Origin of the sequence: Phyllobacterium sp. A18/5-2, from assembly GCF_025452215.1 — a bacterium.
Taxonomy (GTDB): Bacteria; Pseudomonadota; Alphaproteobacteria; order Rhizobiales; family Rhizobiaceae; genus Phyllobacterium; species Phyllobacterium sophorae.
In genome coordinates, this window is the sequence record NZ_CP104967.1 from 639,235 (window position 1) to 651,712 (window position 12,478).

At 60.7% G+C, this 12,478-nt stretch carries 8 protein-coding genes and 4 pseudogenes; 5 read left to right on the forward strand and 7 right to left on the reverse strand.

All coding sequences use genetic code 11. The features are described from left to right. Window positions 1–309: 309 nt before the first annotated feature. On the forward strand, window positions 310–978 hold the full coding sequence (locus tag N8E89_RS21610; protein WP_262263159.1) for a haloacid dehalogenase type II: 669 nt from the start codon (window positions 310–312) through the stop codon (window positions 976–978). 12 nt (window positions 979–990) lie between these two features. Then, window positions 991–2,269, forward strand: a pseudogene (locus N8E89_RS21615) (NAD(P)/FAD-dependent oxidoreductase). Window positions 2,270–2,341: 72 nt separating this feature from the next. On the opposite strand, the pseudogene N8E89_RS21620 reads toward N8E89_RS21615, so the two are convergent. The 6 genes and pseudogenes from N8E89_RS21620 to argE all read right to left on the reverse strand — a co-directional run bounded on the left by N8E89_RS21620 (window position 2,342) and on the right by argE (window position 9,056). After that, a pseudogene (locus N8E89_RS21620) lies at window positions 2,342–3,800 on the reverse strand (NAD-dependent succinate-semialdehyde dehydrogenase). Between the two features lie 17 nt (window positions 3,801–3,817). Beyond that, window positions 3,818–4,861: a tartrate dehydrogenase gene (locus N8E89_RS21625; protein ID WP_262263160.1), complete on the reverse strand. Its 1,044-nt coding sequence runs from the start codon at window positions 4,859–4,861 to the stop codon at window positions 3,818–3,820. Window positions 4,862–4,870: 9 nt separating this feature from the next. Next, window positions 4,871–6,334, reverse strand: a complete 1,464-nt coding sequence (locus N8E89_RS21630; RefSeq protein ID WP_262263161.1) for an aldehyde dehydrogenase family protein — start codon at window positions 6,332–6,334, stop codon at window positions 4,871–4,873. Between the two features lie 235 nt (window positions 6,335–6,569). After that, the gene (locus tag N8E89_RS21635) at window positions 6,570–6,923 is read right to left on the reverse strand and encodes a cupin domain-containing protein (protein WP_262263162.1); all 354 of its coding nucleotides are present in this window, start codon (window positions 6,921–6,923) and stop codon (window positions 6,570–6,572) included. Between the two features lie 24 nt (window positions 6,924–6,947). Continuing rightward, a complete protein-coding gene (locus N8E89_RS21640) occupies window positions 6,948–7,871 on the reverse strand; it encodes a 2-hydroxyacid dehydrogenase (protein WP_262263163.1) in 924 nt (307 codons plus the stop codon). Window positions 7,872–7,929: 58 nt separating this feature from the next. Then, a pseudogene (gene argE, locus N8E89_RS21645) lies at window positions 7,930–9,056 on the reverse strand (acetylornithine deacetylase). A gap of 258 nt (window positions 9,057–9,314) precedes the next feature. Between argE and N8E89_RS21650 the strand changes: the two are divergent. Next, window positions 9,315–10,214 (forward strand): GNAT family N-acetyltransferase, encoded by a 900-nt coding sequence (locus tag N8E89_RS21650; protein ID WP_410010448.1) that lies wholly within the window; start codon window positions 9,315–9,317, stop codon window positions 10,212–10,214. Between the two features lie 123 nt (window positions 10,215–10,337). On the opposite strand, the pseudogene N8E89_RS21655 reads toward N8E89_RS21650, so the two are convergent. Beyond that, window positions 10,338–11,202 (reverse strand): annotated as a pseudogene (locus N8E89_RS21655) (alpha/beta fold hydrolase). Between the two features lie 530 nt (window positions 11,203–11,732). Between N8E89_RS21655 and N8E89_RS21670 the strand changes: the two are divergent. Together N8E89_RS21670 and N8E89_RS21675 are read left to right on the forward strand one after the other, a co-directional pair. Next, window positions 11,733–11,987, forward strand: a complete 255-nt coding sequence (locus N8E89_RS21670; RefSeq protein ID WP_262263165.1) for a FitA-like ribbon-helix-helix domain-containing protein — start codon at window positions 11,733–11,735, stop codon at window positions 11,985–11,987. After that, complete coding sequence (locus N8E89_RS21675; RefSeq protein WP_262263166.1) at window positions 11,984–12,409, forward strand: type II toxin-antitoxin system VapC family toxin; 426 nt, start codon at window positions 11,984–11,986, stop codon at window positions 12,407–12,409. The genes N8E89_RS21670 and N8E89_RS21675 overlap by 4 nt, the downstream gene beginning before the upstream one ends. Window positions 12,410–12,478: the final 69 nt, after the last annotated feature.

Sequence of the window (12,478 nt, forward strand, 5' to 3'; positions counted from 1 at the left end):
CTTGGAATGCTCTCTTATTCTTAGACCCACGGTGTCAGAATATCGTCCCGAGGACGGGGTGCTGCCGGTATCTTTCACCGTAGCCTTGAGGGCTTACCGCATCTTATGCTGACAAGCGGACGCGTGGGGGACCCGTGCCGAGCAAGCCCAGCCGAGTCGATGATCGCTGCGGCGGAACACTGTGCCAAAGAGTGTGTGTGATACGGAACAATCTGCTATGCCGCCGCTGATTTCAGTCAAGCGGGGCGGGACGCGCGGTCTATGATTGCGACAGGCAACATCGCTCCGGCTATTTAAGGATCTACAGCAATGGCTCACTTCCGCCCGAAATTCATCACCTTCGACTGCTACGGGACACTGACCAACTTCCAGATGGCCGAGGCTGCCCGGGATCTCTATGGCAGCCGGCTTGACGATGCGCGCATGGTGGAATTCGTCAAGAATTTCGCGGCCTACCGCCTGGATGAAATCCTGGGTGACTGGAAACCCTACAACGAAGTGGTCCACAATGCCGTCGAACGCACTTGCAAGAGGAACGGCGTCACCTTCCACGACGAAGATGCCAGGACGATCTATGAGCGCGTTCCGACCTGGGGGCCGCATCCCGATGTTCCCGCGGGCCTTGCCAAGGTCGCCAAGGAAATCCCGCTCGTCGTGCTTTCCAATGCCATGAACTCGCAGATCATGTCCAATGTCGAAAAACTTGGTGCACCTTTCCACGCCGTCTACACTGCGCAGCAGGCCAATGCCTACAAGCCGCGTTTCAGGGCCTTCGAATACATGTTCGACATGCTGGGTTGCGGCCCGGAAGACGTGCTGCACTGCTCGTCGTCGTTTCGCTACGATCTGATGTCCGCGCATGACCTGGGGATCAAGAACAAGGTATGGGTCAATCGCGGTCATGAGCCGGCAAACCAATACTATGGCTATGTCGAGATTGCGGACATTTCGGGTCTGCCCGGCGTCGTCGGGCTCTGACGGCACATGGCGATGAAGTTCCAATCCTACTGGCACGACACAACCACTCCGGCTTTCGACGGTGCCCGACCGGGTCCCGTCGAAGGACATTACGATGTTGCCGTCGTCGGTGGGGGCTTTACCGGGCTTGCTGCGGCACGACAACTCGCAATGGCCGGGTCGCGCGTCGTCGTGCTGGAGGCGGAGCAGGTCGGCTGGGGCGCATCCGGGCGAAATGGCGGACACCTCAACAATGGCCTCGCTCACAGCTTCCTCGCCGCCAAGTCCGAACTTGGCATCGAGCGTGCCGTGGCCCTCTACCGTGCGCATGACGATTCCATCGATGCAATCGAGGCGATCATTGCGCAGGAGAGGATCGACTGCAGTTTCCGACGTGCGGGAAAACTCAAGCTGGCCTCCAAACCGCAGCATTTCGATGCTATCGCCCGCAACTTCGAGGCGATCCACAGAGAGGTTGATCGCGATACCGCCCTCCTGACGGCAGTGGACCTGAAGCGCGAGGTCGGATCGCCCTTCCATGGGGCCATGCTCTCCAAAAAAAGTGCGATGATGCATATGGGGCGCTATGTCGTGGGGCTTGCGGGTGCCGCCGCGCGCCATGGTGCCACCATTTTCGAGAAGGCAGCAGTCACCGCCCATAAAAATAGCGGCGGCAGGCACACTCTCACGACAGAACGCGGCATTGTCACCGCGGACCACGTGCTCGTCGCCACCGGCGCCTATACGCCGCCGATGTTCAGCTATTTCCGCCGCCGGATCATCACCGTCGGCAGCTTCCTCATCGCCACCCGGCCATTGACGCCTGCGGAAATTGCGGCGACCATGCCGGGCAATAGGACCTGCGTCACCTCGATGAATATAGGCAATTATTTCCGCCTGGCCCCCGACAACCGGTTGATCTTTGGCGGGCGGGCCCGCTTTTCCGCGACATCCGATCAGCGGTCGGACGCAAAGAGCGGAGACGTTCTTCGGGCGAGCCTCCTTCAAATCTTCCCACAGCTGGCGGGCGTCGAAATTGACTATTGCTGGGGCGGGCTCGTGGACATGACCCAGGATCGTTACCCCCCGGGCCGGCTATGTCGACGGAGTTTGGTATGCCATGGGCTATTCCGGCCACGGAGCGCAGCTGTCGACCCATCTGGGCGTGATCATTGCCGATGCCATCCTGGGCAGGGCAGACCGCAACCCACTGAAGGGGCTTGCTTGGCCGGCCGTTCCCGGCCATTTCGGCAAGCCGTGGTTCCTGCCGCTTGTCGGGCTGTACTACAAGACCCTCGACCGGTTGCAATAACAAAACTTCAAGAAACGAAAAAGGCGCCGGGATAATTTCCCGGCGCCTTTATTCGTTGTTCCGGTCGGCCGATCAGGCGAGCCCGCCGATGTGGAAGCTCTTCAGTTCCAGATACTCTTCGATACCACATTGAGCACCCTCGCGGCCAAGGCCGGACTGTTTCACGCCGCCAAAAGGGGCCACCTCGGTGGAAATCGCTCCGGTGTTGAGGCCGATCATGCCGAACTCCAGCGCCTCGGCAACGCGCCAGGAACGCTTCAAGCTTTCGGTATAGAAATAGGCCGCTAAACCGAAGGGGGTCGCATTGGCGATCCTGATTGCCTCCTCCTCCTTCTCGAAGCGGAAGAGGGGGGCAACGGGACCGAAGGTTTCCTCGCTGGCGAGCTGCATGTCGATGGTCGCGCCACCAAGGACAATCGGCGCCGCGTACTGATCACCCTTCGGCATGGCAGGCGGCGTGGTGAGGATGCGGGCGCCCTTGGCGACAGCATCGTCCACATGGCGATTGATCTTGTCGATCGCCGCGCTGTTGATCATCGGGCCGATATCGACGCCGGCCTGCGTGCCGGGTCCGACCTTCATGGCCGAGACGCGGGCGGCCAGTTTTTCGGCGAAGGCGTCATACACACCCGACTGGACGAGAAGGCGATTGGCGCAGACACAGGTCTGGCCGCCATTGCGGAATTTCGAAGCGATCGCCCCCTCGATGGCACGATCGAGGTCGGCATCATCGAAGACGATGAATGGCGCATTGCCGCCAAGTTCCAGGCTGAGCCGCTTGATGCTGTCGGATGCGCCGCGCATCAGGAGCGAGCCGACGCGGGTGGAACCGGTGAACGAAACCTTGCGAACAGTTTCATTGGCCATCAGTTCATTTCCGATCTCGGTCGGCATGCCGGTGACGATATTGATGACGCCCTTCGGAATGCCGGCGCGTTCTGCCAGAACGCCGAGCGCAAGTGCTGAATAAGGCGTCAGGTCCGATGGCTTGATGACGACGGTGCAGCCGGCGGCAAGTGCCGGCCCAACCTTGCGGGTAATCATCGCATTGGGGAAATTCCAGGGCGTGATGATCGCGGATACACCGACCGGCTCCTTCAGGACAACGATCCGCCGGTCCGCTGTCGGGGAGGGTATGGTCGTGCCGCCGATGCGGCGGGCTTCCTCGGAAAACCATTTGACGAACGAAGCGCCGTAGCGAGATCTCGCCGCGCGCTTCGGTGAGCGGCTTGCCCTGTTCTCTGGTGAGGATCAGCGCGAGATCCTCGATGTTTTCGATCATCAGGTCATGCCAGGCCTCCAGCAAGGCCGCGCGCTCGGCATGGGTTTGCTTGCGCCACGACCCGAAGGCACTTTCTGCCGCCTCGATCGCCGCTCGGGTATCGCTGCCATCCATGTCAGGAACCGTGCCCAGAACGCTCTGCGTTGATGGGTCGATGACCTCGATCTTGCGTCCCGCCGCCGCGCCGCGCCATTCGCCGCCGATGAGCCCGTCCTCGCGAAACAGGCGAGTGTCCTTCAATTCCTTCATTGCGTCCTCTTCTCTTGTCAGCCCAGCGCCGAAAGCACTGCTGTGGTGATTGCTTCTGTTTTGTCCTTGCCGGGGATGGCGCCGATGCCGCGCGCAGTCGTTGCCTCGATCGCGGCCATGACATTGTTAGCGGCGGTTTTCTCACCAAGGTGATCCAGCATCATCGCGCCCGACCATATGGCGGCGATCGGGTTGGCGATGCCGAGATGGGCGATGTCTGGCGCCGAGCCATGGACGGGTTCGAACATGGATGGAGCCGAGCGCTCCGGATTGATATTGGCGGAGGCGGCGAACCCAAGCCCGCCTTGTATGGCGGCGCCAAGATCTGTGATTATGTCGCCGAAAAGATTGGAGGCGACCAACACGTCGAGGCTTTCTGGCGCCATGACCATCCGGGCGGCCATGGCGTCGATATGATAGCTCGTCACCTCGACATCGGGATATTCGCTGGCAAGTGTCCGGGTGATCTCGTCCCAGAACACCATCGAATATTTCTGCGCATTGGACTTTGTAACCGAGGCGAGCTTGCCACGGCGGGCGCGCGCCTGCTCGAAACCGAAGCGCAGGATGCGTTCCACGCCCTTGCGGGTGAATATCGAGGTCTCGACCGCCACTTCATTGTCAGCACCCTGATGAACGCGGCCGCCGGCACCGGAATACTCGCCCTCGGTGTTTTCGCGAATGCAGAGAATGTCGAAACCGTTGGCCTTCAGCGGGCCCGGAACGCCCGGCAGCAGCCTGTGCGGGCGGATGTTGGCGTATTGCACGAAGGCTTTGCGGATGGGCAGGAGAAGGCCGTGCAGCGAGACAGAGTCCGGAACTTGCGCCGGCCAGCCGACCGCGCCAAGCAAGACGGCATCAAAGGATTTCAGGGTGTCAATGCCATCGGCAGGCATCATCGTGCCATGCTGGAGATAGTAGTTGCAGGACCAGGGATAACTGGTGCCTGCGAGGGCAAAATCGGCACTCCGGGAGGCTTTTCCCAGCACCGCCCAGGCAGCATCGATGACATCATGGCCGATACCGTCTCCGGGCAGCAGGGCGATCTTGTAGGTCTTCATGGTCGGTCCTTAGAGGCTGATGAGCACGCTCTTGCTCTTGCGGTTGGCGAGAAAGGCATCGCGCCCGAGATCCTTGCCGATGCCGGATTGTTTGTAGCCGCCGGTCGGCAAGATATGATCGCGCGAACGGCCGTAGCGGTTGACCCAAACCGTGCCGGCCTGCAGGCGGCGCGTCAGGCGGATGGCGCGGGAAAGGTCGCGGGTGAAGAGGCCCGCAGCGAGCCCATAGGTCGGGTGGTCGGCGAGTGTTAACGCCTCTTCCTCATCCTCGAACGTCTGGATGGTCAGCACCGGGCCGAAGATTTCTTCAAGCACGGCGGGCGACGTTGCCGTCACGCCGGAGATCAGCGTCGGCGCGTAGAAGTAGCCTTGACGGTCGAGGCGCTTGCCACCCGCCAGGCATTCGGCGCCGCCTTCGATCGTGGCGCGCACGATGCTGTCCATGCGGCCGATCTGACGCTCGGAGATGATTGGCGGATAATCAGTGGTTTCGTCCCAGGTGGGGCCGGGGCGGACGGTGGCCAGTCTGGCAATGATGGCCTCCGCCAAGGCATCCGCCACCCTCGCCTCGACGATGAGGCGCGATCCGGCTACGCAGGCCTGTCCAGCGTTGGAAAGAAGGCTGGTGGCGATGGCTCCGGCTGCCAGATCAAGGTCGGCGTCGGCAAACACGAGTTGTGGGCTCTTGCCGCCGAGCTCAAGCGTCATCGGCTTGACACCAGTGCGAGCGATATTGGCCATGATGGCCGAGCCCGCGCCGGTCGAGCCGGTGAAACTCACCTTGGCAATGCCCGGATGACCTGTGATCGCGCTGCCTGTGGTCGCACCGTCGCCCACAACGATGTTGATGAGGCCTCCCGGCAAGCCGGCGCGCATCGCAAGCTCGGCTAGGTAGAGCGTCGAGAAAGGCGTCATCTCGGAGGGTTTCAGCACGACCGCATTGCCGGCAGCGAGCGCGGGAGCGAGTTTCCACGCGGCCATCGACAACGGGAAGTTCCAGGGCGTGATCGCGCCGACGACGCCGTAAGGCTCGGTCATGATCATGCCGAGACTGTTGCCGTCGGTGGGGACGACATCGCTGCCTTCCTTGTCTGCGAATTCGGCGAAGAAGCGGATCTGTTCAGCGGTCACGCCAATGTCGCCGGCAATCAGATGTCCTACGGGGCGCGTCGAACCGACGGCTTCCATTCTAGCAAGCGGGATGGCCTCTTCTTCGATCAGATCGGCCCACCTTTGCATGAGCCGGGTGCGCTCACGGGGGCGCAAGGTTGCCCACCCGCTTTCCTTCAAGGTCCGATGCGCCGTGTCCACCGCCCGATCAACGATGCCTGCATCGGCAATCGGGCAATCCCAATAGGCCCTTGCGTCAGACGGGCGCTTGATTGGAAGCTGGCCCGGTGCCTCGATCAGCCGGCCACCAATGAAATGCCCTTTCGGCAGCACAAGCGAGTCTGGGTCGAAGCTCAGGGTCATTGCATATCCTTGCGATAGGTTTGCACAAGATTACTGGCAGATTCCCCGCATCATGCGTCGACTAGCGCCCGCAGACGAACAAAAACGCCGTTTTGCCAAGCCTCGCCAGCTGAATCTTCGGCGGCGGCGGCGCGACAAGTTGCCGTGCGGGGAGTTACGAAGCGGCGGCACGACGCATGAACATGCGCGGCCGCCGGAGGTTACAAAGCAGCGAGGGGGTAGCCCCAGGATGGTGTCACATGATGGTGACGTAGATCTTCCGGACTGTCTCAATAGTTTTCCAGATGCCGGTAAAACCGGGCTTCATGATGAAGCTGTCACCCGCTTTGTAGAGCGTCGGCTCCCCGTCGTCGGGCGTGATCTCGACCATGCCAGACAGGATGTGGCAGAACTCAAACGTCTCCCCCTTGATCGAACGCGTCTCGCCTGGCGTCGCTTCCCAGATGCCCGTGTGGATCATCTCGCCGCGGGTTACGTCCTGTGGCCAGGTCTTGAAGGACGGGTCGCCGCTGATGAGGCGTTCCGGCAAGGGCTTCGAATCCCGCGGCGAGACGGAAGGATTGGTGTCGATGGTTTTCAGCAGAGTCATGGATAACCTTTCTTGGTTGACAGATCAGTAGCCGCGCGCCCGATCGACCAGGCCGATCGGATCGAGACCTGCGCGGTGGCGCTTGATGTTGTCGATGACGGCGCTTGCTGCCGTTTCCGCCTGGGTGACGCTCGCCACATGCGGCGTGAGGATGATCTTCGGATGCGACCAGAAGACATGACCGGGCGGCAGCGGCTCCGGATCTGTCACGTCGATCACCGCACTTGCCAGATGGCCACTGTCAAGTGCTGCGACCAGAGCGGCATGATCGAGATGCGGGCCGCGTCCGGTATGGATGAGACTGGCACCGGCCGGCAGCATGTTGAACAGGTCAGAATTCAGGAAACCGCGCGTTTCTTCGGTCAGTGGCAGCAGACAGATCAGAATGTCGACTTTCCTCAAAAAATCTTGCAGCCCTTCCTGTCCGCTGTGGGTGGTCACACCTTCGATGTCGTGGCGGCTGCGACTCCAGCCGGACAAAACAAAACCAAAAGGCTTCAGGCGATCGAGTACGGCACTGCCCAGCGCGCCGAGACCGAGAACGCCGACCGCCCGGCCGGCCGATTGCGTCTGCGGAATGCTTCGCCATTCCTGCTTTCTCTGTTGGAAGAGATAGGCCGGAAAATTGCGGTGCAGCGCCAGCACTGCAAAGGTTACATATTCCTGCATCATGCGGATGATGCCATCCTCGACCATGCGCACGAGCTTCACGCTCTGCGGCAAACGGTCGATCTGGAATTGATCGACGCCGGCGCCGATCGAAAAGACGATCTCCAGATTGCCATATCGGCCGAGGTCCTCCGGCGCCGTCCAGGTTACCAGGTAACGCACGTCACGCGCATCAATGGCTGCCGGATCCATGGAAAAGGGGAGTTCCGGAAGCTCACGGGCGAAAGCCTTTTGGAAGATTCGGCCGCGTTCAGCATCGGAGTTGAACAACAAAGTCATCTGCATTCTCTCGTTTGGTCGCTTGTTGCATCCGCGTCCATCACTGTGTCCAGCATTCTCATCTTGAAAGCCTCGTGCCGAGTGTTTCAATCATGGATTGGCAGGCGATCAGCTCGTCCCTGTGAATGAACTCGTCGGGACGGTGTGCACGCGAAATATCGCCGGGACCGCAGATAATCGCATCGATCCCGGCCCCCTGATAGAGACCGGCTTCCGTTCCGTAGCTAACCGCCGCAAGCGGCTCCTGCCTCGTCAATTCCCTGAGAAGCTGTGTGAGTGGCGCATCGCTCGCGAGCGACAAGGCTGGATACTCGCTCATGAGTTTCCAATTCACCTGGAAACCCCGGCTTCGCAGGCTTTCGGCCTTTTCTTTGATCGGGGCCAGCAGTGCAGAGGGGGAAACGCCGGGGATGGCGCGTGCTTCAAATTCGGCGGCACATAGATCAGGGATGATGTTGACGGCCTGCCCGCCCTTGATCGTGCCGGCCTGGAGGGGAGGAGTAAGGGGGTTCGAAAGCAGGATCGAACGGACCAAGCGCAAGACGTTTGGCGTCGGCTACTGCGTCCGTGAGGATCTCCGTCATGGCATGAATGGCATTCAAGCCTTGATCGGGTCGCGAGGAGTGGCCCGACTGGCCTCGGATTTCAACGCGCGCTGCCGCCTTGCCCTTATGGGCGCAGATCGCGCGCATGTTGCTCGGTTCGCCGATAATCGCGCCTTCAGGCTTGGCGCAGAGTTCGGGAAGACGCCTGATCAAATGCGGCACGCCCCGGCAGCCCGCCTCCTCATCGTACGAAAAAGCAAAATGGATAGGTTGCGAAAGCTGTCTTGATGCGAGTTGCGGCAAGGCGCCGAGTGCTGCTGCCAGAAAGCTCTTCATGTCAGAGGTGCCGCGACCGTAGAGCCGATCGCCCTGTGTCCGCAATACAAAGGGATTCTGAAGACCACTCCGGTTCGTTGGCAGGCACCACGTCCATGTGACCCGAAAGGACATAGCCGGGAACGTTCTTTGGACCAATGGTTGCGAAGAAGTTCGAGCGGTCGCCTTCTGGCCCTGGAAGGATAGTTACCTCTTGTGTGAAACGCGCGACATAAGCGCGAATCCATTCGACGATGGCACCGTTCGCCTGGCCAACGACCGATGGAAAAGCCACCAGCTTTTCAAGAATTTCAATGGCCTGCATTGTGTTTACCTGAACTTGAGGCTTCTCTGAGCACTGGTATTTCTCCTGCCAAGGTGGTGGATGGAGTTGGATCCAAAGCTTAATGGCCTGTTGCCGGATTGCGTGCCGAAAGCGCCCCATTTTTAGTGTATTGTTCCGAAGGGCACGCCATCTGAAGCTGTTTGTATTGGCCGTTTCGCTTTACATTCCATTCGCGATGATACTCACATCGCAGGATGCGGTCATTTCCCGCGTTGCCGCGCAACAAAAAGTTTGAGGGTGCCAATAATGACATCCAGATCTCTGGTGATCGATTCCATACAGATGACGATCGCCGATATTACTGAAGCAGAGGTCGATCAACTGCATGCCTTGTCCATAGGGGTGGGTTGGCCTCACCGGGCAGAGGATTGGCAATTCTTGCGCCAAGTCGGAAAGGGCGTCGTAGCCACGGACAACATCGGCCGCGTGCTTGGTTCTGCCATGTGGTTCCCCCACGGGGACAAGTTTGCCACCATAGGGATGGTTATTACCTCCCCACGCCTGCAGGCGAACGGAACCGCCCACTGGCTGATGCGTCACGCCTTTACACATCTGGACGGGTGCATGTTGCGTCTCAACGCAACCCGGGCAGCGCGGCGATTGTATCGTTCCCTTGGGTTCGTCACGGAAAAAACCGTGTATCAGTGCCAGGGGGAGGCTATCGAGCCTGGCACGCCACCCTTCGCAGTGGACGATATAATTCTAAGGGAAATTCGCCAAGGCGATCTTCCATCTCTGGGTAAGCTCGATCAGGCGGCCTACGGCGCCGATCGAACACCGCTTCTCTCAGAGTTGCTGTCGCATTCCAAGGGTTTAGGCATCTTTCGCAACGAGCGGATGGATGCTTTTTCCCTGTGCAGGCCCTTCGGGCGCGGGCATTTGATCGGCCCCGTGGTTGCCAATAGCGACGACGATGCGATTGCGGTCATCCGGCCTCACGTCGCACAGCATGCTGGCCGGTTTCTTCGTCTTGATACCAGCCAGAACAACGGTCCCTTCTCCGAATTCGTTGACCGGTCCGGCCTTTCTGTCTTCGATACCGTCACGACGATGAGGCTGGGTGAACTGCCGGTTCCCGCCGAGGGTCGCGACGGCTTTCCGAAGATCTACGCGCTGGCGGGCCACGCACTGGGATAAGCCGGCGGAAGTTTTCTAGGTGGCCATCCCCGCGCCTTTCGAGGATGCATTGTCTCGATCTACCGCGGGCTCAGCAGCGGCGATTGTTGGCAGGTCTGGCCTGTCGCTTGCGCATCATATGGATCATTTCGATGCCGGACAGGATGAAGTGTGATCGGCGATGGCATTTACTGTATCCTCGATGTCACGATCGTGGATTTCGTGGCCACCACCTTCGACCTTTATGAACTTCGCATCCGCTACAGATCGCGCGAGTGCCTCGCCGTGCGCCAGCGGGAAAACCGGATCGGCCGTGCCATGAACGACGAGAAGCGGCACTTTCATCTCATTCAGCCGGCCCTGCCATGTCTCGCCGATCTCAAAGAGGATGCTGTGGTTGGTGGCGCTGAGATAGCCTTCGGAGCGGTCGAAATCCCGTTCGATGAAGGCTTGGGTCCCGGCTTCGTCGAACGGATGTGCCGTCCCTGCAGTCAGGCGCGCGTCCTCGACCAGGTACGCGACCGCGTCTGCCCGGTCCGACCAGTCCGCCTCCACGGCCATGTGTTCCATCCAGGCTTCGCCGCTCGCAGGGAAGTGCGATTTGTCCACCCCGACCGGCGAGCTGCTGATCGCCGTCAGGGAAAGCACGCGCTCAGGATTCTTTAGTGCGGCCACCTGGCCGACCATACCCCCGAGGGAAAAGCCGACGAGATGGGCGGTCGAAATCCCGTAGCCGTCGAGCACGCGGAAGACGTCCTCGACGGCGTCCTCGAAGGTGTAGCCCGGTCGTCCGGGGGGGATATTTCGTCGAAAGACCGGTGTCGCGCTGGTCATAGCGGATGACGAAGCGACCATGCTCGGCCAAGCGCAGACAGAAGCTCTCACGCCACCACAACATCGACGCCATCCCGCCCATAATCAGAACGACGGGCGGGCGCGCCGGGTCGCCGAACGCTTCCGTGGCGATTTCTAGTCCGCTGCAGCGGATCCTGCGCTGACCTGTTTGCATCCTGTCCTCCCATTGGTTTGAGCTTTGTAGTGATGACTCGGGTTCCTCTCGCAAGCGAGGGCAGAACAAGCGCCGGTGAGACCTTCACGTCGTTTTGCCTGCCGTACGGCCCATGCGTTGAGGAAGCCACCGGCCAGTGCCCCATGCGGAACGTCCTGCCGAAATAGACCTCGGCTATCCCCCATCGCTCGCAGTGCCTCGTCGTCCCGGCCGTCAAAAACGCGCTCGATATCCGCATCATAGGACACAATCGTCGTCGGTTGCAGGCTGCCGATCTGATGGCCTCCCGCGACGCCGTCACGACCGACAGGGACGTGTAGAGTGCTGGCGTCCGCATAGATCTTCTGGCATCCGGCAGCAGTGAGGCTCGCCCGCCGGTGTGTGAGATCCTGGTCGTCCGTGGAGACGCGGGCATAACCCAGCAGCAGTCATGTCTCGCAATGTCAGGATTTGCGCGATGACGCTTGCACGGTGCTAGCACGCGGACTAGAATGCAGTCATTGAAAGCGCGATTCGTAGGAGGGCCGTCGATGGCGACACTTACCGTAAGAAATCTGCCCGAAGAGGTGCACCGCGCGCTCCGGATGCGAGCGGCCACGCACGGCCGCAGCACTGAGGCCGAAGTTAGAGACATTCTGGAAACGACTGTCCGGCCGCCCGAGCGCGTCAAGCTCGGCTCGTTGCTGGCGTCCATCGCCCGCGACGCGGGTTTCAACGACGCCGAAGCGGAGCAGTTCGACCAGCTCCGCGATAAGACCCCGGCCGAGCCGGTGAGGTTTGAATGATCCTCATCGACACCAACGTGATTTCGGAGCCGTGGAGGCTCACGCCCGATGCGCGTGTGCTGGCATGGATCGACGCCCAGGCCATCGAAACCCTATACCTGTCGGCGGTCACTATCGCCGAGGTGGGTTTCGGTATTGCCTCGATGCCCGCCGGCAAGCGCCGCACGACCTTGCATGATCGCTTGGAAAACGAGGTGCTGCCGCTGTTTGAAGGCCGCCTGCTGCCCTTCGATTTAGACGCTTCGCAAGCCTATGCCGACCTGATGGCGCAGGCGAAGGCGGCAGGAAGAGCGATCGGCAAGGCAGACGGCTACATCGCCGCTACGGCCGCCGCGCACGGCCTCATGGTGGCTACTCGCGACACCAGCCCGTTTGAAGCCGCTGGCGTTCCCATCATCAATCCTTGGGAGACCAGCGACTAAGGTGGTGACGGCGCGAGCTCCTTGTCGCCAATACCAATCCGGTGCGCAAAGGAGCGGCGCGACCGATAG

What these genes read in the sequence shown, in the direction of transcription:
- N8E89_RS21610 (WP_262263159.1), top strand. Translation starts at nt 310, where the DNA reads ATGGCTCACTTCCGCCCGAAATTCATCACCTTCGACTGCTACGGGACA.
- N8E89_RS21625 (WP_262263160.1), bottom strand. Translation starts at nt 4,861, where the DNA reads ATGAAGACCTACAAGATCGCCCTGCTGCCCGGAGACGGTATCGGCCAT.
- N8E89_RS21630 (WP_262263161.1), bottom strand. Translation starts at nt 6,334, where the DNA reads ATGACCCTGAGCTTCGACCCAGACTCGCTTGTGCTGCCGAAAGGGCAT.
- N8E89_RS21635 (WP_262263162.1), bottom strand. Translation starts at nt 6,923, where the DNA reads ATGACTCTGCTGAAAACCATCGACACCAATCCTTCCGTCTCGCCGCGG.
- N8E89_RS21640 (WP_262263163.1), bottom strand. Translation starts at nt 7,871, where the DNA reads ATGACTTTGTTGTTCAACTCCGATGCTGAACGCGGCCGAATCTTCCAA.
- N8E89_RS21670 (WP_262263165.1), top strand. Translation starts at nt 11,733, where the DNA reads ATGGCGACACTTACCGTAAGAAATCTGCCCGAAGAGGTGCACCGCGCG.
- N8E89_RS21675 (WP_262263166.1), top strand. Translation starts at nt 11,984, where the DNA reads ATGATCCTCATCGACACCAACGTGATTTCGGAGCCGTGGAGGCTCACG.